This window comes from Amycolatopsis lurida (genome assembly GCF_900105055.1).
In the GTDB taxonomy this organism is placed as follows: Bacteria; Actinomycetota; Actinomycetes; order Mycobacteriales; family Pseudonocardiaceae; genus Amycolatopsis; species Amycolatopsis lurida.
Genome location: NZ_FNTA01000004.1, coordinates 1,425,986 through 1,447,757, shown reverse-complemented (window position 1 = coordinate 1,447,757; position 21,772 = coordinate 1,425,986). Strand labels below are relative to the sequence as shown.

The following is a 21,772-nucleotide window of genomic DNA, read 5'->3' as shown; positions in this document are numbered from 1 at the left end:
CCCTCGGGCCGGCTACTCCCGCCAGCCGGCCAGCTCGACGCCCTTCGCGACGTCCACCCGGTACCCGAGCGTCACGGCACTCTTCGCGCCCGGAGCGAGCGTCAGCCGCCAGGTGTACTCGCCCAGCTCGGTCCGCTCCACCGGCTCCGGCACGGTGCGCACATCGCGGACGGTGATCGCGTCGTCCCGGGAGACCGGTGCCTGGTCCAGCACGGTCACGACCGCTTCGCGCGGGCTGTGGTTGACGATCGTCGTGGTGTAGGCGGCCTCCCGCTTGCGGACCCCGGACAGCGTCGCCTTGCTCGCCGTGCGGTGCGTGAGCTCGCGCTCGACCCGGATCCGGTCGTCCACGCCGAGGGCGAGTTCGAGTTCCTCGCCCGGAGCCCAGACGTCCAGCCGCGTGGTGCCGACGAACTCGGTCTCGTGGAACACCGACGCCTTGCCCGGCCGCAGCGTGTGCTCCGAAGTGTTGACCACGGTCGCCCGCAGGAACGCCTCCGGCGACACCACCGGAGCGGTGACGTGACCCAGTTTCGCGGTCAGCTCCAGCTGCGCGAGCGTCGTGCGGTGGCCCTGCGCTCCCGAGGGGACCGCCACCGGGCGGCCGGGCCGGTAGGTGACCGCGGTGGTGCCCTGTTCGGCGGACGCGGTCCGCGCCGCCATCGCGGGCGCGGCGGGAGCCGGCATGCCCACCGACTCCGGGATCCCGCCGCCCGCGGGCGACGCGCTGCCGTACGCCATCCGTGCCATCGACGGCTGGACCGGACGCAAGCGGTCTAGGAACCACGGATCGAGTTCCGGCACCTCCACGGTGTTCGCCGGCCGCGCGGTGGAGAGGGCCAGTTCGCATTCCGGCCAGTCCTCGCCGGTGTGCTGGGTGATCCGCCCGTACCAGGTCAGCGAGACGTCCTCACCGCGGACGCGCACGTCGTAACCCGGTTCCCAGCTCGCGTTCGCGACCACATAGGACAGTTCGAGGCCGATCTCCGCGCCGTCCTCGTGGCTCTCCAGCTCGACCGTGACCGCCGCGCTATCCACTTCGGACGCTCCCTGTTTGGCTTCGATCTCGCGGTCGAGCGCCTTGAGGTCGTCTCGGAGCCGGGCGAGGCGGATGCCGAGTTCGCGGCGCTTCCCGAGCGCCTCGGCCAATTGGGTGCCGAGCGCGTCGGTGACTTCGGCGACCCGGGGCGGTTCCGCCGTACCCTCCGCGAGCGCCTTCGCGAAACTCTTGCCACTGCGTGTCGCCAGCCCGGTCAGCAGATCGACCTTCGCGGTCTCCGCGGCGACGGCGTCCGCGACCTCGTCGACCACCGCCTGATCGGCGCGCCGCTGCTCGGTGAGCGCGCGCAGGGAGGCGTCCGCGGGCGCGGGATGGCGCTCGACGGCGACGTCGACCCCGGCGATGACCGCCGGACCGGAACCGGTGACGCGGACCGAGTCGGTGTCCAGGTTCCACGGCAGGCCGGCGAAGACGAAGCGCGTTTCGCCGCCGAGGGCGGCCGACCCCCGCCTGGTGATCCGGGCGTGGTGCGGGTAGACGGTGACGGCGACGATCGGTGCTTCCAGGGTGCTCGGCATGCCTCCGACGTTAGTCTCTTGACTCTCGTTCGGGTGGCCGGAAACCTCAGCTGGGTCTTGCCCGCCCGCCATTGGGGGTCCTGTGAGAGTCGCCAGGCTCGCCGCCCTGTTCACCGCCGTCTTGGTCCTTCCGGCGACCGCGTTGCCCGCGCAGGCCGACGCGCCGCCGACGCCGGTCTTCAAGGACGGCCAAGCCCAGCCGGTGTTCGACCCGGCGGACGTCATCCGGGAGAACGTCTGGGTCACCGCGCCGGTCGACAGCGACCGTGACGGCAAGGACGACCTCGTGCACGCGGAGGTGGTGCGGCCCCGCGCGACGCAGCAGGGCATGAAGGTCCCGGTCGTCTACCAGGCTAGCCCGTACTACGCGGGCGGCAACGACGTCGCGAACCACAACGTCGACGTCGAGCTGTACGTGCCCGGTGCGAAGCGTGCCCCGGCGGGCCCGCGGATCGCGACGAAGACCGTCGGCCCGAACGCGGCGCCGATCAGCTGGCGCTACCAGGACTACTTCACCGCCCGCGGTTTCGCCGTGGTGTACGGGGAGTCGCTCGGCAGTGGCCAGTCCACCGGCTGCCCGAGCAGCGGCGACGTCAACGAGACCATCGGCGCGAAGTCCATTGTGGACTGGCTGAACGGCCGCGCGACGGCACGGGACGCGGCGGGCAAGGCCGCGGTCGCGGACTGGAGCACCGGCAAGACCGGCATGATGGGCGTGTCCTACAACGGGACGCTGCCCAACGCGGTGGCCAGTACGGGCGTCGAGGGGCTGGAGACGATCGTTCCGATCGCGGCGATCTCCAGCTGGTACGACTACTACCGCAACGACGGCGCCGTCGTCGCGGCCGGCGGGTTCCAGGGCGAGGACGCGGACGTGCTCGCGGAGTACGTCTACACGCGTCAGGATCGCGCGGTCTGCCGTCCGCTGATCGACGGCATCGCGGTCGATCAGGACCGCGTGACCGGGGACTACAGCCGCTTCTGGGACGCGCGGAACTACCGTAACGACGTGAACAAGGTGCGGGCCTCGGTGCTCGTTGTGCACGGCTTCGGCGACTGGAACGTCAAGACCGACCAGGGCACCCGCTGGTACGAGATGCTCAAGGCGCGCGGCGTCGAGCACAAGATCTGGCTGCACCAGGCCGGGCACGCCGACCCGTACAGTCTCCGCCGCGACGTCTGGCTCACCACGCTGAACAAGTGGATGTCGCACTATCTCTACGACGTGGACAACGGCATCGAGCGTGAGCCGAAGGCCACCATCCAGCGTGAGGACAAGTCGTGGGTGGACGAGCCGGAGTGGCCGCTGCCCGGCACCCAGGACGTCAAGCTCTACCCGTGGCCCGGCGGTTCTTCGAAGGGCAAGCTCGACACACGCAACCCCGTTCCGGGCAAGGCCGCCGTCGAGACGCTGGCGGACGACGCGAGCAAGACGATCGAACAGCTCGCCGCCGCGACGTCGTCGGGCAACCGGCTGTTGTACTCGACCACCGCGGCGAAGCAGCCCGTGCGGCTTTCCGGAACGGTGAAGACCGACCTGTCGCTGTCCTTCGACAAGCCGGCCGCGAACGTGACCGCGGTACTCCTCGACCGTGCTCCGGACGGGACGGCGAAGGTGATCACCCGCGGCTGGACCGACCCGCAGAACCGGCGCGACCCCGCCCGCACCGACCCGATCACCCCTGGTGAGAACTACAAGGTCGAGGTGGAACTGGTCGCGAAGGACTATCTGCTCGCGGCCGGGCACAAGATCGAGTTCCTGGTGGCCTCCAGCGACCACGACTACACGCTCCGGCCGAAGCCGGGCGCCGGTGTCTCGGTCGAGCTGAACCGCACTTCGCTGGTGCTGCCGGTGGCGGGTGGCAAGCCCGCGCTGCGAGCCGCTTTCGGCTGAGCGGGGCCGACGTCCGTGAAGGCCTCCTTCCTTACCTTGAGGGTAGGGAGGGAGGCCTTCCTTACTTTCACATCGCGGCCGTGGCGGAGGGCTGTTGCGGAAGCCACTTTCGCAACCTCCAGCGTTGCGAAAGTGGCTTCCGCAACGTCACACCGCGGCCATCGACCCCCGCCAGAATCCGCTGGGTAACCAAGCCCCGGACGACACGAAACACGCACGGCCGACAGACGGGCATTGCTGGGGCCCCTGCCCGACCGACGCCTGCGATGCAGGCGCGGCTGCGGGATGGATCCGTCGTCCCCGAGTGGAAAACCCCGACCCGACCTCGGCCTTGTACGGAAAATGTATTTCCCCCGGCTTTGCTTCGGCCTGTCCGGCTTCCCCACCTGATGGAGGTCTCCATGTCCAGGTTGCGCCGTTTCGCAGTGCTCGCCGCGGCCGCCGTCATCCCCGCGCTCGGCCTGACTCTCGCCGGTACGACGCAGGCGTCGGCCGCCCCGAACTTCCAGGTCCCGTTCAAATGCGGTGTCACGGTCACGGCGGCGACGTTCAGCGGGCACAGCCCGGCGAACTCGGTCGACTTCCAGAAGTCGGGGATCACCGGGATGCCGGTGCTGGCGTCCGCGGGCGGCACCGTCACCCGGGTCGCCAACGAAGGCAGCACGAGCTACGGGCGCTGGGTCGAGATCGACCACGGCGGCGGCTGGCGTACCCGTTACGCCCACCTGTCGACCCAGTCCGTCTCCGTCGGCCAGGCCGTCAGCCTCGGCAAGCAGATCGGCACGGCCGGGGCGACCGGCGGCGTGACCGGCCCCCACCTGCACTTCGAACAGCGGCTCAACGGGGTGGCGCAGAAGGCGGTGCTGCACGGGGTCGCGGTGCCGTACTACGGCCACACCAACTTCACCAGCAAGAACTCGTGCGGCGGCAACCCGTACGAGGCCACCGAGGTGTGCGGCAGCGGGTTCTCGGTCGTCGACTCGCAGGGGCTCGCGAACGGTTCGGGTACCGCGTACCTGCTCTACAACGCGTCGACCAAGGCCAACTGCGTCACCACGTTGAAGGCGGTTTCGCTCGGCACCGCTTCGCCGGTCTCGGCGTTCCTCGAAGTCCAGGGTTCGGCTCGGGTGACCGACTCCGGCAGCTTCACCTACTACGCCGGACCGGTGACGAAGACGGCCGCCGCGACCTGCGTCAAGTGGGGCGGTTCGGTCGGGACGAACGCCTACGAGAGCCCGTTCGAACACTGCGGCTGACCCCGCGGGACCGGGCACAGTAGACCACCCCACCGACAGGATCGGCGTCCCGCGCTCGGTCCCGCGGCGGTTGTCCACAACGGTCCCGGCTGTCCACAGATATGTCGTGCCCCCACCCGGCGGCCCCATTCCCGCCGCAGGGTGGGGGCATGACCACATCCACTCCGACCGGCAGGACCAAGGTCGATCTCACGGATCCGGCGGACCTGCTCGCCGCGATCCCGTACCTCCTCGGCTTCCATCCCGAGGACTCCGTCGTCGTCTTCGGCCTGCGTGGCCCGGGACGCAAGCAGCAGGGCCTCGTCATGCGCGTGGACCTGCCACCGCCGGGCCTGGAACTCGACCAGGCGCGTGACCTGGCGGTCCGGCTCGCCGTGACCGGCCACACCGGTGCCACCGTGGCGGTGGTCGGCGGTGGTGTCGCGAACAAGGCGGGGCGGCCCCCGCGACGCCGGTTCATCCGGCGCCTGGAGACATCGCTGACCGAGTACGGCATCTCGCCGAAGCATTCGGTGTGGACGCCGCGTATCGCCGCCGACGTGCGCTGGGGCTGCTACCGGGAAAGGACCTGTGGCGGTCTCCTGCCCGACCCGCGCGACTCGGTGGCCGCCGCGGTCGTCACCGGCGCCGGGCAGGTCACGCACGCGAGCCGGGAAGAGGTCGAGCGCCTCTTCGACCCCGTCGCACCGGAGACGCTCGCCCGGCGTGCCGATCTTCTGACCAGGTTGGCCGAGCCGCCATGGCGAGGCGGAGATCTCGTCCAAGCCGCTATCGCCGAGGTGAACGCCGCGCTCGCCCGCGCCGACGCCGGCGACCGGACGATCACCGACGATCAGGCCGTCCGGCTGGCCTGGGCCCTTTCCCTGGTGGAGGTCCGGGGCGCCTGCATGCTCACCGCCGCCCCCGCGGATTCACCACTCGCCCGCACGGCGGAGGAGCTCTGGCTCACGCTGGCCAGGGAACTTCCGGCGCCGGAAGCCGCCGAGGCGCTGGCGCTGAAGGCACACGCCGCCTACGCCCGCGGCGACCTCGCGACCGCCGGGATCGCCCTGGTCAGGGCGCGCGAAACCGACCCGGAGCATGGGCTTGCGAAGTTGCTGACCAGGGCGCTGGAAACGATGGTGGAGCCGTCCGAAGTGGCCCGGGTGGTCCTGCGGCAGCGAGCCGAAGGAACGCCCGAGATCGGCCTCAGGCGTTCCGGCGGGACCGGGTGAACGCCCAGGCGTCGGCGACGATGCCGTCGAGGTCGGTGCGCTCGGGCTTCCAGCCCAGTTCGTCACCGGCCCGCTCGCTGGAGGCCACCAGCACCGAGGGGTCACCCGCCCGGCGCGGAGCGACCGCGGCGGGGAGCTCGTGGCCGGTGGTGCGGCGGCACGCCTCGATCACTTCGAGCACCGAGAAGCCGGTGCCGCTGCCGAGGTTGTAGATGCGGTGTTCGCCCTCGCCCGCGTAACGCAGGGCCAATTGGTGCGCGTCGGCGAGGTCGACGACGTGGATGTAGTCGCGGATGGCGGTGCCGTCCGCGGTCGGGTAGTCGTCACCGAAGATCTGGATCCGCTCGCGGTCCCCGGTGGCGACCTGGAGCACGAGGGGGATCAGATGGGTTTCGGTGGTGTGCCGCTCGCCGAAGGAGCCGTAGGCGCCGGCGACGTTGAAGTAGCGCAGGCTGACGGCGGCGATGCCGTGGGCGCGCGAGAACGAGGTGATCGCGTGGTCGATGGCCAGCTTCGTCGCGCCGTAGGTGTTCGTCGGCCGGGTCGGCGCCGTCTCCGGGATGGGGGAGGACTCGGGCTCGCCGTAGGTGGCCGCGGTGGAGGAGAACACCAGCCGCTTCGTGCCGTGATCGCGCATCGCCTCGAGCAGGCGGAGCGAGGTCAGGACGTTGCCTTCCCAGTACTTCGCCGGATCCGTCATCGACTCGCCGACCAGCGACTTGGCGGCGAAGTGGAGCACACCGTCGAAGCCGTCGCCGAGCAGTCGCCGGGCGACCTCGGCGGCGTCGCCCTCGACGAAGGTGGCGTCCGGGTGCACCGCGTCGGCGTGCCCGGTGGAGAGGTCGTCGACCACGGTGACGTCGTGTCCGGCCTCGATGAGGCGGGCCGCGCAGACACTGCCCACATAACCGGCTCCGCCCGTCACCATCAGCTTCAGGGTCTTGGTCGGTTCGTCGGTCACGTTCGCGCCTTTCTGCTGCGGATGCGGTCGCGGCCCAGTGTCCTCGCCCCCGGCCACCGGCCGCGCCCGGGGGTGCGGGTGCGGTCGACGGAATCCGGCCTCGGCGTGTCCGGCCTGAAAACACGCGCATCACGCCGCGGGGCCGGCTCCGGGCTAGAGCTCGTCGCGGCCGGCGCCGCGCGACGGCACGGCGGTGAACAGCCTGGGGTGGCGCAGATCCGCCGCTTCGTAGGCGGCCTTCACCGCTCGCCCGACGGTGTCCACATCGGACTCGCGGACCAGCGCGATCGCCGAACCGCCGAAGCCGCCGCCGGTCATCCGCGCGCCGAGCGCCCCGGCTTCGCGGGCCGAATCGACGGCGAGGTCGAGTTCACGGGTGGAGATCCGGTAGTCGTCGCGCATGCTCGCATGCGAGCCATCGAGGTGAGGACCGATCTCGGTGATGCGACCCGCCCGAAGCAGCTCCACGGTGTCGAGGACGCGCTGGTTCTCCGTCACCACGTGGCGTACCAGCGGCACGAGTTCGTCGGGCAGCTTGCCGAGCGCGGCGTCCAGCCCGTCGACGTCGATGTCCCTCAGCGCCTTCACCTCGAGCAGTTCCGCGGCGCGCTCACAGCCCCGGCGGCGTTCGCCGTAGCCGCCCTCGGCGTGCGAATGCTTCGTGCGGGTGTCCATGATCAGGATCCGGACGCCGGATTCCTCCAGCGGGAACGGCACCTGTTCCATCTCACCGGAGCGGACGTCGAGGAACAGCACGTTCGATTCCGTGCAGCACAGGGAAGCGGTCTGGTCGAGCAGGCCGGTCGGTGCCCCGACGAAGTCGTTCTCCGAACGCTGCACCCAGCGCGCCACTTCGTGCAGGCTCGGCGAACCCCCGCCGGTGCCCGGAGTGATATCCGCCAGCCCCAGCAGGGCGAGCGCGACGGAGCATTCGAGCGCGTGGGAGGAGGACAGACCCGCCCCCGACGGCACGTTTCCCGCGATCGCCACGTCCGCGCCGCCACCGAGACCCTGGTCACGCAGCACCCACGCGACCCCCGCCGGGTACGCGGCCCACCCTTCGACAGAGCCGGGCCGCAGGTCGGCGATGGCCAGCGGGCCGGACTCCTGGACTCTGCCGTCCGAGCCGAGGGTGGCCACGGTCAGCACACCGTCCTCGCGCGGCGTCGCCGCGGCGGCGAGCCGGTGCGGAAGGGCGAACGGCAGCACGAAACCGTCGTTGTAGTCGGTGTGCTCACCGATCAGGTTCACCCGGCCCGGCGCGGACCAGACCCCGGACGGAGCCCGGCCGTGGAGGGCCAGGAAGGTCTCCGCGGCGTCGGACGCGGCGCTCACCTGGCCTGCGCCAGCACGGCGTGCAGCGCCGACACGGGCACCTGCGCGGAGCTGCTCCCGCCGGTGACCTCGATGGTGCCGCCGGGCGCCGTCTTGCCGACCTTGACCCGGTTGCCGGGCACGATGCCGACCGATTTGAGCTCCGTCATCAGCGTCTCGTCCAGCTGCACGTGCTCGGCGATACGGCGGATCTCGACCTCGCCGCCACCCATGCGGGCGAACTCGTCGAGCCGCACGAGGTCGGCTTCGGCGGGCGGAGCGGGATCGCCGTCGCCGAGCTTGTCGAGCCCCGGGATCGGGTTGCCGTAGGGCGACGTGGTGGGGTGGTCGAGCAGCTTGACCAGCTTGCGCTCGACGGCCTCGCTCATCACGTGTTCCCAGCGGCAGGCCTCGTTGTGGACGTGCTCCCACTCCAGGCCGATGACGTCGACCAGGAGGCGCTCGGCCAGCCGGTGCTTGCGCATGACCGCGATGGCGAGTTCGCGCCCGTGCTCGGTCAGCTGCAGATGCCTGTCGTCCGCGACCACGACCAGTCCGTCGCGCTCCATCCTGGCGACGGTCTGGCTCACGGTCGGGCCGCTCTGCTGCAGCCGCTCCGCGATCCGGGCCCGCAGCGGGACGACACCTTCTTCTTCGAGCTCGTAGATGGTACGCAAGTACATCTCTGTGGTGTCGATGAGATCGTTCACGCTGTCCCCTTCGTCCGCGTTGCTCATCGTAGTCGCTGGCACTGACAGCGACGCAGGCGTGGGGAGAACAAGCACCGAGCCGGGAAAAGTCCCCCAAGCTGGGCAGGGAGCCGTGACGCACGGGAAGATGGCCCCATGCGCCCCATGATCACCACCAGCGAACTCGCCGCGCGGCTGTCCGGGCCGGAATCGGCACGCTCCGTAGTGCTCGACGTCCGCTGGCGGCTCGCCGGGCCGCCGGGTGCCGATTCCTACCGTGAGGCACATCTCCCTGGCGCGGTGTACGTCGACCTCGACACCGCGCTCGCCGGGGAGCCGGGCGACGGCGGCCGTCATCCCCTGCCCGAACCGGAGACGCTGCAGCGGCATCTGCGGGCGGCCGGGGTCCGCGCCGGTCACCCGGTCGTGGTCTACGACGACGCCGACGGTTCGGTCGCGGCCAGGGCGTGGTGGCTGCTGCGCTGGGCCGGGCACGCCGAGGTCGCCGTGCTGGACGGCGGGTTCGCGGCGTGGGCCGAGGAGGAGCGCCCGGTCACCGACGAGGTCCCTTCGCCCGAGGAGGGGGACATCGTCGTGAAGCCCGGCGGCATGCCGGTGCTGGACGCGGATGAGGCGGCCGCGCTCGCCAGGGACGGCTTGCTCTTCGACGCGCGGGCGAGGCCGAGGTACGCGGGGGAGACCGAGCCGATCGACCCGCGCGCCGGGCACATCCCCGGCGCGGTCAACGCGCCCTTCTCCGGTCATCTCGGCGAGGACGGGCGCTGGCGCGACGCCTCGGAGCTGGCCGAGCGGTTCGAAGGTCTCGGCGTGGCCCCGGAGACCCCGGTCGGTGTCTACTGTGGATCGGGCGTCACCGCCTCGTCCGTCGTGCTCGCGCTCGAGGTCGCCGGTCACCCGGAGCCCGCGGCGTTGTACGCGGGTTCGTGGTCGCACTGGTCGCGTGATCCGGAGCGGCCGGTGGCCACCGGGGATCTGCCCGGCTGACCCGCGGGCGTCCGGAACGACGCGCGAGCCGCCGCAGGGCACTAGAGTTCGGACCATGCGAGCACCGGCCGTCGTATGGGACTCCTCGCTGCTGGGCTACGACCTCGGCGGCGAGCATCCGTTCAACCCGGTGCGGCTCGAACTGACGATCCGGCTCGCCACCGAGCTCGGCGTGCTCGACGGGGTCGACCTGCTCGTCCCCGGCCCGGCAGGCGAAGACGACCTGCGCCGCGTGCACCTCGCCGAATACATCGAGGCCGTCCGGCAGGCGCCGATGACCGGTGCCGACTTCGCGCACGGGCTCGGGACCGAGGACAACCCGGTGTTCACCGGGATGCACGAGGCTTCCGCGCTGGTCGTGGGCTCGACGCTGCTGGCCGCGCGGAAGATCGCCGAGGGCGAGGCGACCCGGGCGGTCAACATCGCCGGCGGGCTGCACCACGCGATGCCGGGCAAGGCGTCCGGTTTCTGTGTCTACAACGACTGTTCGGTGGCGATCTCGTGGCTGCTGGACCACGGTTTCGACCGCGTCGCCTACGTCGACACCGATGTGCACCACGGTGACGGCGTGCAGACGGCCTTCTACGACGACCCCCGGGTGCTGACCGTCTCCCTGCACCAGCACCCGTTCACGTTGTGGCCGGGAACGGGCTACTCGGCGGAGATCGGCAAGGGCGGGGCCGAGGGCACCGCGGTCAACCTCCCGCTGCCGCCCGGCACCCGCGACGGCGGCTGGCTGCGCGCGTTCGAGGCGGTGGTGCCGTCGCTGCTGGAGCAGTTCCGGCCGCAGATCCTCGTCACCCAGTGCGGCGTCGACTCGCACGAGGAAGACCCGCTGGCGGATCTCTCGCTGTCGGTGGACGGCCATCGCGCCATCTACCGGCGGCTGCGCGAACTGTCCGAAGCGCACGCCGGTGGCCGCTGGCTCGCCGTGGGCGGCGGTGGCTACCAGCTGATCCGGGTGGTGCCGCGCTCCTGGACCCACCTGCTCGCGACCGTGCTCGGCCGCGACGTCGACCCGGCGACGGCACTGCCGCCGAACTGGGTCGCGTCGATCTCCAGGGCGGCGCCGAAGGCCGAGATCCCGGCCGGCATGTCCGACGGACGCGAGACCGCGTTCGTCCCGTGGGGAGACGGAGAGGACGAGCCGGTCGACATCGCCATCCGTGACACCCGCCGCGCGATCTTCCCGCTGCACGGCCTCGATCCGGACGATCCGAGGGACTGACATGGCCAGTGAGGACACCAAACGCGATCCGTACGACTTCCCGCGCGAGTGGGAGGCCGACGTCCTGCTCTCCGACGGCGGCACGGTGCACCTCCGCCCGGTGATCCCCAGCGACGCCGACGGGCTCGTCGCCTTCCACGGCAGGCTGTCCGAACGCACCCGGTACTTCCGGTACTTCGGCGCCTATCCGCGGATCCCGCAGCGGGACCTCGAACGGTTCTCGGTCGTCGACCACCACGACAGGGTCGCCTTCGTCGCGCTGCTGGGCGACGACATCGTCGCGGTCGGCCGGTACGAACGGCTCGAACAGGGGCCGTCGGCCGAGGTCGCGTTCGTCGTCGACGACGCCCACCAGGGCCGCGGGCTCGGGTCGATCCTGCTGGAGCATCTGGCCGCCGCCGCCTCGGAATCCGGGCTTCGCCGCTTCGTCGCCGAGGTGCTCGCCGAGAACGCCGCGATGGTCCGGGTGTTCCGTGACGCGGGCTACCAGGTCAGCCGTGAGATCGAAGAAGGCGTGCTGCACCTGGAGTTCGACATCGATCCGACCGAGGAGTCGCTCGCGGTCGCCCGGTCGAGGGAGCAGGCCGCCGAGGCGCGCAGCGTGCACAACCTGCTGCATCCGAAGTCGGTCGCGGTGATCGGCGCGTCCACCGATCCGACCAAGATCGGCTACGTCGCCCTCACCAACCTCCTCAGCGCCGATTTCGCCGGCACCGTCTACCCCGTCAACCCCGAGCACAAGTCCGTTCGCGGCGTCCGCGCCTATCCGTCCGTCGTGGACATTCCCGAGGACGTCGACCTCGCGCTCGTCGCCGTGCCCGCGGAGGCCGTCGAGTCCGTTTTGGACGGTGCGCTGGCCAAGGGGGTCAAGACCCTGCTGATCGTTTCCGGCGGGTTCGCCGAGGCCGGGCCGCACGGGCTGCACGCCGAGCTGAGGCTGGTCGGAGAGGCCAGGGCGCACGGTATGCGGGTTGTGGGCCCGAACGCGCTGGGCGTGCTCAACACCGACGCCTCGGTCCGGCTCAACGCCACCCTCGCGCCCCGCCTGCCGGCGCGCGGCCGCACCGGGTTCTTCTGCCAGTCCGGTGCGCTGGGCACCGCGATCCTCGCCGACGCCGAGGCGCGCGGTCTCGGGCTCTCGACGTTCGTCTCGGCGGGTAACCGCGCCGACGTCTCGGGCAACGACCTCCTCCAGTACTGGGAAACCGATCCGGCGACCGACCTCGTCCTGCTGTACCTGGAATCGTTCGGCAATCCGCGCAAGTTCGCGCGGCTCGCGCGGCGGCTGGCGCGCACGAAGCCGGTGGTGGCGGTGAAATCCGGCAGGCACGCGGTCCGCCCGCAGCTCGCCGCGACCTCGGCGGAGGTCGACGAGTCCAGTGTCCAGGCTTTGTTCGAGCAGGCGGGTGTCGTCCGCGTCGACACGCTCGCGCAGCTCTTCGACACCGCGCTGGTCTTCGCGCACCAGCCGCTGCCCGCCGGGCCGCGGGTCGCCATCGTGGGCAACTCGAGCGCCATCGGGCTGCTCGCCGCCGACACCGCGCGGGCGCACGGCCTCCGGCTGACCGCCGACCCGGTCGACGTCGGGCCGCAGGCGAGCCCGGAGGAATTCGCCGCCGCCGTGCGCGAAGCGCTCAACTCCCCGGAGACCGACGCGCTCGTCGTGGTCTTCGTCCCGCCGCTCGCGATCCCGGGCACCGCCTACGCCCGCGCGCTGCGGGAGGCGGTCGTCGAGATGGACAAGAACAAGCCGATCGTGTCGACCTTCCTCGCCGTCGAGGGGGTGCCGGACGAACTGGCCGTGCTGTCCGAGGACGGCGTGCCGACGCGGGGTTCGGTTCCGTCGTACCCCAGTCCCGAACGGGCGGTGAACGCGCTCGCGCGGGTCGTGCGCTACGCCGCTTGGCGGCAGCGCCCACAGGGCAACCTCGTGCGCCCCGCGGGCCTGCATGCCGAGCAGGCGCAGGTGATCGTCAGGGAACTGCTGGCGGGCGAGGACGGCAAGACGACGCTGCTCTCCGACGACGACGTGGTCCGGCTCCTGGGCTGCTACGGCATCGACGTGGTCCCGTTCCGGGTCGCCTCGTCCGCCGACGAGGCGGTGAAGTCGGCCGAGGAGCTGGGTTTCCCGGTCACCCTCAAGGCCGTCGACGAACGGCTGCGCGGCAGGCCGGACCTCGCGGGCGTGCGGCTCGATCTGTCCTCTGTGGACGGAGTGCGCCGGGCGTACGCCGATCTGCGCGAGATCTCCCATGACGACGAGGTCTACGTCCAGCGGATGGCGCCCAAGGGAATTTCGTGCGTGGTCGGACTGCAGGACGATCCATCGTTCGGCACGCTCGTTTCGTTCGGTCTGTCCGGGCTGGTCAGCACGCTGCTGGGGGACCGGGCCTACCGCGCGGTCCCGCTCACCGACGTCGACGCCGCCACGCTGCTGCGCGAACCGAGGACTTCACCGCTGCTGACCGGATATCGCGGCGACGAACCGGCGGATCTGGCCGCGCTCCAGGACATCGTGCTGCGCGTCGCGGCGCTCGCCGAGGACAATCCCGAGGTCCGCTCGATGACGCTCGACCCGATCCTGGCGTCACCGGACGGTGCCTTCGTCGCGAACGCCCGCATCGTGCTGGGCCCGCCGCCGTCCCGGCCCGACACCGGGCCGCGGCGGCTGCGACCGATCAACGCCCCTACTTGAGCCCGGGCAGTGCCACGCTGAGGACGCTCACCGCGAGCGGCGCGAGGATGCCGAAGGCCGCCGTGACGGTCTTGCCCACCGTGGTGTCGGTGCCGAGAAGCTGAGTCAGGCGGGCGCGTCCGGCGACCCAGTCCTCGCCGGGCCGGGCGTCGGGCGGCAGCGGGTAGATCTCGTCGACCAGCCGCAGGCACCGGGTCTTCCACGCGAGGAACACCGGGACGTAGAGCAGGAGCGAGATCGCGGTGAACAGCGCGCCGTAGAGGAGCACGCTCTCCGGCGGAAAAGCCTCCTTCGGCGTGCCTGTGGCCAGGAACGCCCGGCGCTGGGCACCGGCGTCGATGACCGCGGTGGACACGATGAGCGCCAGGACGGCGAGGCAGGTCCCGTTGGCGCGCTTGCAATCGAGGAGTTCGCCGAGCACATCGGAAGCCTGCGCCCGGGCCTCGCCGTCGAACACCCGCGAGATCCGGCGCAACCGGGCGTGGTTGAGCCACAGGCCCAAGACCGCGGGTGCCGCCGCGACCAGGCCGAGGGCGAGCAGGGTCCGCGACACCCCGATCGCCGTCGTGGGCCTGAGGTTTTCGATCGGTGAGCCGGTCCTCCACTGGAACGCGAACAGGACCACCGCGAAGATCCCGTAGGCCACCGCCGGTTTCCACAGCGAGACACCGGCCAGACGGCGCCAGGCCGTCAGGTGGACCGAGTGCGCGAACAGGAACGCGAACAGCACCGCCGACGCCCCGACCAGTATCGACCACACCCCGAACTCGCCGGTGTCCGCCAGCGCCCGGTTGCCTCGCGAGCCGAGCACCGCCCGGGTCAGCAGGCCGAGCCCGGCGAAGGCGCCGAGCGCGAGCACGCTGATCACGAGCGGCCAGAGCCAGTGCTTCCTCAGTCGCGTCACAGCGTGAGTCTGCCGGGAACGGCGCCGGTCAGGAATCCCACTCCTGGGGCGAGCGGGCCGCGAGGTCCGCGTCGTGGCCGGTGAACGCCGCGATATCGCCCCGGATCGTGTTGTGGAACGCGACGATCCGCCCGTCGTGGACCAGTTTCGTCTGCACCGCCCGCGCTTCCCCGGCCAGGGGACCGGCGGGGATGGTCAGCAGGGTGGCGGTGTGCACGAGATCGAACCCGCCGCCGAGCGGACGGCTCGACACCTGGCGGATCCGCAGCGTGCTGCCCCGGTAGATGGTGTCGAAGATGTTCTGGCTCTCGCGCGCGATCGTCGCGCGGCCGCGCTGGATGCGGCCGACGACGTCGACGAAATCCGCGTCCTCGGCGAAGTTCGCGGCCCACGCCTCGCCGTCGCCCGCGTTCCAGGCGCGTTCCAGTGCGGTGATGATCTCCTCGGTGGTCATCGCTATCCTCCTATAACAAAGTTCCATTACTTAGAACAACGTTCCAACTTTCGAGGAGCGTATATGCCCGCGGACCTTCCCGGCATCGTCCGGTTGCGCGACCGTCGTGAGGCGCTGACGCTGCGCACGATCCTGACGGCGGCCCGCGGTCTCTTCGCCGAGCGCGGCTACGCGCGGACGCCGATCCGCCTCATCGCCCAGGAGGCGGGGGTGTCCCCGCAGACCGTCTACGCGCACTTCGGTTCGAAGGCCGGTGTCCTCGGCGGGCTCGTCGACCTCCTCGACGACGAGGCCGGGATCCCCGACCTCGTCGCCGAGGCGCAGCGGACCGAGGACCCGGTCGCGCTGCTCGGCCTGCTGGCCACGGTCGCCCGCCAGGTCCGGGAACGCTGCGGCGACATCGTCGCGATGCTGAGCTCCGGTGCCGCCGTCGATCCGGACATCGCCGCGACACAGGCGGAAGGTGCCCGGCGCAACCGGCTCGGCATCGAGATGGTCGTCGGCCGTGTCCGCGAGAGCGGCCGCGCCGTGGTGCCCAGGGCCGCGGACATCGCCGTGGCCTTGATGAGCGCCGACGTCCACACCAGCCTTGTCGCCGAGGCCGGGTGGAGTCACGACGACTACGAAGCCTGGCTCAAGGACACCTTGGTCACGTCACTGCTTCGGTGACGCAGCGTCTTGCCGAAGAACTCCGAGAGCAGGGTGCGCTGTTCAGCGACGCTGCGCGCGGGATCGATGGTGCCGACGAACGAGGCCGGGGCGTTGCCCAATTGCGGCAACAGCGTCTGGTAGTCGGTGAAACTGAAGTGCTCTCCGTCCGGCAACCGCACTTCGCGCGTCCAGCCACGCTGGTTGCTCAGGAACTCCTGCCAGGACGCGTCCGACGCGGCGCTGTGGTCACCGGCGCTCATCAGCAGGAACGGGCGGTCCAGTCCTTCGTCGGCGACGCGGCCGAAGATCCGCTGCGATTGCGAGTGGGCCATGCTGCCGTCCAGGTTCGCCCCGGCGACGACACGCCGGTCGGCCACCATCGTCTCGCCCGCCGTGAACCCACCGGCGGAGTGGCCGAACATGCCGGCCTGGCTCAGCCCGAGCGAGTCGAGGACGAAACGCGTGTCACGGACGCGAGTGTCGATCACGCGCTTCGACACCTCGATACTCGACGGCGGCAAGGCCTTCTTCGCGACTCGGCCGCCGGGGAACTCCACCGCTTCCGCTTCGTGGGTGTGGTCGATGGCCACGACGACGTAGCCCTCGCTCGCCAGTTGTTCCTGATGCGTGGTGCCGTGCGAACGAGACAAGGTGCCGCCGGGCGAATACAGCACGACAGGCCGCTTGCCACCGACCGCGGGGGCGCCGGTCCTGGAGTGGGTGGGGAAGCGGTAGTCGAGCCGATCAGCCGCCATGCCCAGCTTGACGGCGTCGCCCTCGGCCACCACCTTCGCCACACCCGGCGCCATGTACGGCGCTTTCGGCTTTCCGCTCGGCAGTGCCGGGTACCGCACGGTGACCATCAATTCCCTTGCCGCGCCGGGAACCCACGGGTCCTGGCGGGAGTGGTCGATCAGGTGGAGGTCCGTGACGCCGACCGCGTGAGGGCCGGTCGGCACGGGAAGGCTCAGGCGGACGGGCGCCGCCGACGCGGACGGCGCGAGGAGGGCGGCGGGCAGGGCGAGCGCGGTGGCGAGTACGCCGATCCGGCGCGTGATTCGTTTCATGGCACCGAACGTAGGGAGCGGGCCGGTGCCGGGACATCGGGAAGATCACCGGTGCCGACCCTGGGATCGGTCCCGGGGCTCCTCGTTCGCACCTTGAGTGCCGCTTGTGGCAATTGCCGGTTCCGGAAGCTTCGTTCGCTGTGGAACCGGCGAGCCCCTTGTTACGTTCGGTGATGGCGCGTGCACGCCCGAACCGAAGGAAGAACGACGAAAGGTGAGTGCCATGAAGGAATACGAGACCCCCATGTTGATCGACGCCGGCGAGTTCGAAGAGGTCACCGGCCTGCTCGCCAGGCACGGCAACGACCGGCTGATCTTCAGCAAGAACTGAACGCGCTGACCGTCTGCGTCGATGCGTCAAGTCACTGACACGCTGGGTCACGGCGAGGAGTACTTCGCGGTCTTTCCCGACCACGAAGCCGCTCTCGCCGTGGCCCCGCGGTTGCACGCACCTGGGTCCCGGACGCTCGCCCACGCGTCGGGGCGGCCGTGGCTGACCGGCCGGTGGCCGGATGACGGGATCGTCGTGGCTTCGGCGGGGCGGACCAGGCTGGCGGTGATCGGCTGGTGCCCGGTCACCGAGAAGGAGCTGACCGCCGCGGCCGCGCGGCTGCGCGATCCCGGCGGACTCGACGCGCTGGCGGCGAAACTGCCGGGCAGTTTCCACCTGGTGGCCTCAGTGGACGGGCACTGCCGGGTGCAGGGCACCGCGTCCGGGCTGCGGCTGGTCCACCACACCAGGATCGGCGGCGTGGTGATCGCGGCCGACCGCGCGGACATCCTCGCCCACGCGGCCGGCGCGGACATCGACGAGCGGACGCTCGCGGTCCGGCTGCTGTTCCCGGTCCCGCATCCGTTGCTGCACAAGCCGATGTGGCGTGGGGTGCACGGGGTGGAGCCGGGCAGCGCGCTGATGCTCGCGCCGGACGGCCTCGCCGCCCGCACGGTGCGGTGGTGGGATCCGCCGCGCCCGGAACGCTCGCTCGCGGAAGGCGCGCCGCTGGTGCGGGAAGCGCTCACCGCCGCGGTGGACGCGCGCACGGCCGCCGGTGGCGTGGTCGCCTGCGATCTTTCCGGTGGCCTGGACTCGACCTCGGTGACCTTCCTCGCCGCACGCGGCGACGCGAAGATCGTGGCGAGCACCTGGCCGGGCCTCGACCCGGCCGACGACGACCTCGCCTGGGCGGCGCGCGCGGCGGCGCATCTGCCCGAGGTCGAGCATGTGGTGTGGGACGTCGCCGCGTCTCCGCTGGTCTATGCGGGTCTGCTCGAAATCGACGATCCGCTCGACGAACCGACCATCGGGATGATGGACAGGGCCAGGCTGCTCAGCGATCTGGCGCCGCTGGCGGCCAAGGGCAGCCGGGTCCGGCTGACCGGCATCGGCGGCGATCACGTCGCTTGGTGCTCGGAAGCGCACTATCACACGATTCTGCGGCGACGCCCGTTGTTCGCACTGGGCGCGCTCCGGGGTTTCCGCGCGCTGTTCACCTGGCCGCTCGGTGGCATGGTCCGCGCGCTCGCGGATTCCCGTTCGTACCGCCGGTGGCTCTCGGACACCGCGGCCGACGTCCGAGCGGCGAAGACCGCACCGGTGACCGCTGCGCTGGGCTGGAGTACTCCGCCCCGCTTGTTCGACTGGGCGACGCCGGAGGCGAAAGAGCTGGCGAGCGCGGAGATCCGCGACGCGGCGCTCACCGCGGAGCCGCTCGGCAGGACCAGGGGCGAGCACGCGGACCTTGAGCAGATCCTGTCCTGCACGCGGATCATCCGGCAATGGGAGCAGATGAGCGCGCGGGCCGGGCTGCCGATCCAGTCGCCCTTCCTCGACGACCGGGTGATCGAGGCCTGCCTGTCGATCCGGCCGGACGACCGGGTGACGCCGTGGGCGTACAAACCGGTGCTCACCGAAGCCATGCGCGGCGTGGTTCCCGGCGAATGCCTGGCCCGCACCAGCAAGGCGCAGGCGTCGATGGACGCCGCGGCGGGCCTGCGGGCCAGCCGGGGCGACCTGCGTGAGCTGTGGGCGGACTCGCGGCTGGCCGAGCTCGGCCTCGTCGACCGGAATCGCTTGGGCGCCTTGGCATCGCGTCCCGAAACGCCGGAGCTTCGCGACGGCATCCTGTATCCGACCATCGGCTGCGAGGTATGGCTGCGCACGCTCTCGAAGCCCTTGCTCTCTCTGGAGGAGAAATGAGCCTCGCGTTCCGTCCCAACGTGTCCATTGTGGACACAGACTACGGGTCAGTGCTGCTCGACGAGCGCAAGGGCCGGTATTTCCAGCTCAACCCGAGCGGCCGGATCGTCGTGCGGACGCTGCTGGAAGGCGGTGACAGCGAAGAAGCGGCCGGCGCGCTCATCGAGGAGTACGACGTTTCGCGTGAGCGTGCCGAGCAGGACGTGACCGCGCTGGTGGAGGGTCTGCGCGCGGCTGGCCTGGTGACGCCGTGACCACCCCGAGCGCGCTCAGCAGGTCGCGGTCACTGCCGTTCGCGCGGCGGCTCGCCGCGCGGCTGGCGGTCGCCGTGGCCAGGCTGATCGCGATGCTGCCGCCCCAGCGGATCCGGGTGGTCTTCGGCGTACTCCGCCGCGGCGCCCGGCCCGCCACCTGTGAGCAGGCGGAGGCCGCGAGGGAGGCGGTACTCGCGGTCAGCCTGGCCTGTCTCGGCCCGAAGGGCTGTCTGCCAAGGTCGTTGGCGGTGGCGCTGCTGTGCAGGCTGCGTGGTGTTTGGCCGACGTGGTGCGTCGGCGTCCGGGCGCGGCCGCCGTTCGGCGCGCACGCCTGGGTCGAGGTGGACGGGCAGCCGGTCGGCGAAGGGGTCTCCGCCGGGTATTTCGCGAGGCTCGTCGCGGTCGGGCCGCCGGATCGGGTCCGATGAGCGATCGGGCGGGCTTCCGGGATCTGCTGCGGCTGACCGCGGGCCACCGGAGGGTGCTGACGCTGGCCATCGTGCTCACCGTGGCGGCGTCCGGGCTGGGGATGCTCCAGCCGCTGCTGGTCCGGCACGGGATCGACTCGGTGGGCACGCGGCCGCTCTCCTGGTGGTTCATCGCGGGCATAGCCGGGCTTTTCCTCGTCCAGGCCGCCGTGGACGGGCTCGGCTTGTTCATGCTGGAGCGGTCGGGGGAACGCGTGGTGCTCAGCGTGCGCAAGCGGCTGATCGCGCGCCTGCTGCGGCTGCGGATGCCCGCCTACGAGGACCATCGGCTCGGCGACCTGATCTCCCGGCTCAGCGTCGACACCACCGTGCTGCGCGACGTGGTGTCGACCGCGTCGGTGCAGCTCGTCGCGGGCGGGTTGACGGGACTGGGCACTGCGGTGCTGATGCTGCTGCTCGACCCGGTGCTGTTCGGCCTGGTGGCGGCGACCGTGTCGGTCGCCGCCGTCGTGGTGGCGGCGTTGCTCGGCAGGCTCCGCGAGGCGGGCGAGCGCACGCAACGCGGCGTTGGCGAGATGGCCGCGGACCTCGAACGCGCGCTGGGCGCGATCCGGATGGTGCGCGCGAACCGGGCGGAGCCGCGAGAGGAGCGGCGGATCGGCGAGCGGGCGGAGTCGGCCTTCGCCGCGGGGGTGCAGGCGGCGAAGCTGACCTCGGTGATGACCCCGGCCGTCGAACTGGCCATCCGCGGCTCGCTTCTGCTGGTGCTGCTCATCGGCGGGGCGCGGGTGGCGGCGAACGCGACCTCGCTGGGCGAGCTGGTGGCGTTCCTGTTGTACGCGACCTACCTGGTGGTGCCGCTCATCTCCCTGCTCCAGGGAATCGGCCTCGTCCAGCGCGGCATGGGCGCGCTGCAGCGGGTGCACGAGGCGTCTCTCTTGCCCGTCGAAAGCGACACGGTGCCCCGCTCGCCGATACTCCCCGTGCGGTCCGCGCCGGTGCTGGAATTTCGCGAGGTCCGATTCTCCTACGGGAAAAGGACGGTGCTGGACGGCGTTTCGTTCCGGGTCGAACCGCGGACGAGCGTGGCGTTGGTCGGAAAGTCGGGGGCGGGAAAGTCGACAGTTTTCTCACTGGCCGAGCGTTTTTATCAGCCCTTTTCCGGAACGGTACTGCTGAATGGCGCCGACCTGAACGGAATGTCACTTTCCGACTGTCGTTCCCGGCTGGCACTGGTTGACCAGAACGTGCCCATCCTGCACGGCACCCTGCGGGAAAACCTTCTGTACGCGGCGCCGGACGCCGATGCGGAGGACCTCGCGCGGGTGCTGGAAACGGTCAATCTCGCCGGGCTCGTCGCCGGCCTGCCCGACGGGCTCGACACCCAGGTCGGTGAACGCGGGAACATGCTCTCCGGCGGAGAGCGGCAGCGGGTCGCCATCGCCCGCGCCCTGCTCACGCGGCCTGACCTGCTGCTTCTCGACGAGCCGAGTGCGCATCTCGACCAGATCAACGAGTTCGCGCTGACCATGGCGCTGGAGCGGGCCGGACGTGAATGCGCGCTGCTGATCATCGCGCACCGGCTGGCCACCGTCCGCCGGGCCGGCCGGATACTGGTGCTCGACGAGGGCAGGATCGCCGGAGACGGCACGCACGACGAGCTCACCGTGTCCTGCCCGTTGTACCGGCGGCTCGTCGAGAATCAGTTGTCCGAGGACCGGTCCACCGGAAGCCGGCCTGCCGAAGCGGCTTCCGCCGGATAATCCCCGATTGTGGACATCTCATCCCCCGGATGGCCCTGTCGCATCCTCCGAGTGCTCTTGAGAATAGGTCGCTGGGAATGTCGGATGGGGTATTCGGATGGTGGTGATGATGCTCAGATGATCTACAACCGACTGGCCGATGGCCCCATGACTCGGCGAATGGAATTCGTGGAGGTGCTGTCGGGACGGTGCGATACGCTCAGACGTATCGATCGTTTTT

19 protein-coding genes are annotated in these 21,772 nt (G+C 70.9%); 12 read left to right on the top strand and 7 right to left on the bottom strand.

The genetic code is table 11. The features are described from left to right. Nucleotides 1–12: 12 nt before the first annotated feature. Entirely contained in the window at nt 13–1,578 is a 1,566-nt protein-coding gene (locus tag BLW75_RS11915) for a DUF4139 domain-containing protein (protein ID WP_034322674.1), read from the bottom strand. A gap of 82 nt (nt 1,579–1,660) precedes the next feature. On the opposite strand from BLW75_RS11915, the gene BLW75_RS11910 reads away from it, so the two are divergent. From BLW75_RS11910 to BLW75_RS11900, 3 genes are all read left to right on the top strand, one after another. Continuing rightward, nucleotides 1,661–3,472 carry a Xaa-Pro dipeptidyl-peptidase gene (locus BLW75_RS11910; protein ID WP_034322670.1) on the top strand — a complete coding sequence of 604 codons (1,812 nt, stop codon included), beginning with the start codon at nt 1,661–1,663 and terminating at the stop codon, nt 3,470–3,472. Nucleotides 3,473–3,873: 401 nt separating this feature from the next. Then, nucleotides 3,874–4,728: a M23 family metallopeptidase gene (locus BLW75_RS11905; RefSeq protein ID WP_034322667.1), complete on the top strand. Its 855-nt coding sequence runs from the start codon at nt 3,874–3,876 to the stop codon at nt 4,726–4,728. A 149-nt stretch (nt 4,729–4,877) separates the two neighbouring features. Continuing rightward, a complete protein-coding gene (locus tag BLW75_RS11900; protein WP_034322664.1) occupies nt 4,878–5,942 on the top strand; it encodes a DUF4192 domain-containing protein in 1,065 nt (354 codons plus the stop codon). On the opposite strand, the gene galE is transcribed toward BLW75_RS11900, so the two are convergent. From galE to BLW75_RS11885, 3 genes are all read right to left on the bottom strand, one after another. Continuing rightward, nucleotides 5,917–6,870, bottom strand: a complete 954-nt coding sequence (galE, locus tag BLW75_RS11895; RefSeq protein WP_091599718.1) for a UDP-glucose 4-epimerase GalE — start codon at nt 6,868–6,870, stop codon at nt 5,917–5,919. The two genes, BLW75_RS11900 and galE, sit on opposite strands and share 26 nt — an antisense overlap. Before the next feature lie 186 nt (nt 6,871–7,056). Beyond that, entirely contained in the window at nt 7,057–8,238 is a 1,182-nt protein-coding gene (galK, locus tag BLW75_RS11890; RefSeq protein ID WP_034322661.1) for a galactokinase, read from the bottom strand. Then, nucleotides 8,235–8,954 (bottom strand): iron-dependent transcriptional repressor DtxR, encoded by a 720-nt coding sequence (locus tag BLW75_RS11885; protein WP_091597341.1) that lies wholly within the window; start codon nt 8,952–8,954, stop codon nt 8,235–8,237. The genes galK and BLW75_RS11885 overlap by 4 nt, the downstream gene beginning before the upstream one ends. A gap of 108 nt (nt 8,955–9,062) precedes the next feature. Here BLW75_RS11885 and BLW75_RS11880 point away from each other — a divergent pair, with 108 nt between their 5' ends. Genes BLW75_RS11880 through BLW75_RS11870 form a run of 3 tightly spaced genes read left to right on the top strand, consistent with a single transcriptional unit; the run spans nt 9,063 to nt 13,834 of the window. Next, nucleotides 9,063–9,911, top strand: a complete 849-nt coding sequence (locus BLW75_RS11880) for a sulfurtransferase (protein ID WP_034322658.1) — start codon at nt 9,063–9,065, stop codon at nt 9,909–9,911. A 55-nt stretch (nt 9,912–9,966) separates the two neighbouring features. Further along, a complete protein-coding gene (locus BLW75_RS11875; protein WP_034322655.1) occupies nt 9,967–11,139 on the top strand; it encodes an acetoin utilization protein AcuC in 1,173 nt (390 codons plus the stop codon). Nucleotide 11,140: 1 nt separating this feature from the next. Next, nucleotides 11,141–13,834: a bifunctional acetate--CoA ligase family protein/GNAT family N-acetyltransferase gene (locus BLW75_RS11870; RefSeq protein ID WP_034322652.1), complete on the top strand. Its 2,694-nt coding sequence runs from the start codon at nt 11,141–11,143 to the stop codon at nt 13,832–13,834. Here the strand turns inward: BLW75_RS11870 and BLW75_RS11865 are convergent. After that, entirely contained in the window at nt 13,827–14,738 is a 912-nt protein-coding gene (locus tag BLW75_RS11865; RefSeq protein ID WP_034322648.1) for a hypothetical protein, read from the bottom strand. The two genes, BLW75_RS11870 and BLW75_RS11865, sit on opposite strands and share 8 nt — an antisense overlap. A gap of 28 nt (nt 14,739–14,766) precedes the next feature. Beyond that, nucleotides 14,767–15,192, bottom strand: coding sequence for an SgcJ/EcaC family oxidoreductase (locus tag BLW75_RS11860; RefSeq protein ID WP_034322646.1), 426 nt, complete (start codon nt 15,190–15,192; stop codon nt 14,767–14,769). Nucleotides 15,193–15,255: 63 nt separating this feature from the next. On the opposite strand from BLW75_RS11860, the gene BLW75_RS11855 reads away from it, so the two are divergent. Continuing rightward, the gene (locus BLW75_RS11855; RefSeq protein WP_034322644.1) at nt 15,256–15,861 is read left to right on the top strand and encodes a TetR/AcrR family transcriptional regulator; all 606 of its coding nucleotides are present in this window, start codon (nt 15,256–15,258) and stop codon (nt 15,859–15,861) included. On the opposite strand, the gene BLW75_RS11850 is transcribed toward BLW75_RS11855, so the two are convergent. Then, nucleotides 15,813–16,910 carry an alpha/beta hydrolase family protein gene (locus BLW75_RS11850; RefSeq protein ID WP_034322642.1) on the bottom strand — a complete coding sequence of 366 codons (1,098 nt, stop codon included), beginning with the start codon at nt 16,908–16,910 and terminating at the stop codon, nt 15,813–15,815. The two genes, BLW75_RS11855 and BLW75_RS11850, sit on opposite strands and share 49 nt — an antisense overlap. 223 nt (nt 16,911–17,133) lie before the next feature. Here BLW75_RS11850 and BLW75_RS42220 point away from each other — a divergent pair, with 223 nt between their 5' ends. The 5 genes from BLW75_RS42220 to BLW75_RS11830 are packed head-to-tail and all read left to right on the top strand — an operon-like array spanning nt 17,134 to nt 21,552. Continuing rightward, complete coding sequence (locus BLW75_RS42220) at nt 17,134–17,241, top strand: keywimysin-related RiPP (protein ID WP_103746198.1); 108 nt, start codon at nt 17,134–17,136, stop codon at nt 17,239–17,241. 21 nt (nt 17,242–17,262) lie between these two features. Further along, nucleotides 17,263–19,107, top strand: a complete 1,845-nt coding sequence (locus BLW75_RS11845) for a lasso peptide isopeptide bond-forming cyclase (RefSeq protein WP_034322640.1) — start codon at nt 17,263–17,265, stop codon at nt 19,105–19,107. Then, entirely contained in the window at nt 19,104–19,361 is a 258-nt protein-coding gene (locus tag BLW75_RS11840) for a lasso peptide biosynthesis PqqD family chaperone (RefSeq protein ID WP_034322637.1), read from the top strand. The genes BLW75_RS11845 and BLW75_RS11840 overlap by 4 nt, the downstream gene beginning before the upstream one ends. After that, nucleotides 19,358–19,789 carry a lasso peptide biosynthesis B2 protein gene (locus BLW75_RS11835; protein ID WP_034322635.1) on the top strand — a complete coding sequence of 144 codons (432 nt, stop codon included), beginning with the start codon at nt 19,358–19,360 and terminating at the stop codon, nt 19,787–19,789. The genes BLW75_RS11840 and BLW75_RS11835 overlap by 4 nt, the downstream gene beginning before the upstream one ends. Continuing rightward, a complete protein-coding gene (locus BLW75_RS11830; RefSeq protein ID WP_034322632.1) occupies nt 19,786–21,552 on the top strand; it encodes an ABC transporter ATP-binding protein in 1,767 nt (588 codons plus the stop codon). The genes BLW75_RS11835 and BLW75_RS11830 overlap by 4 nt, the downstream gene beginning before the upstream one ends. Nucleotides 21,553–21,772: the final 220 nt, after the last annotated feature.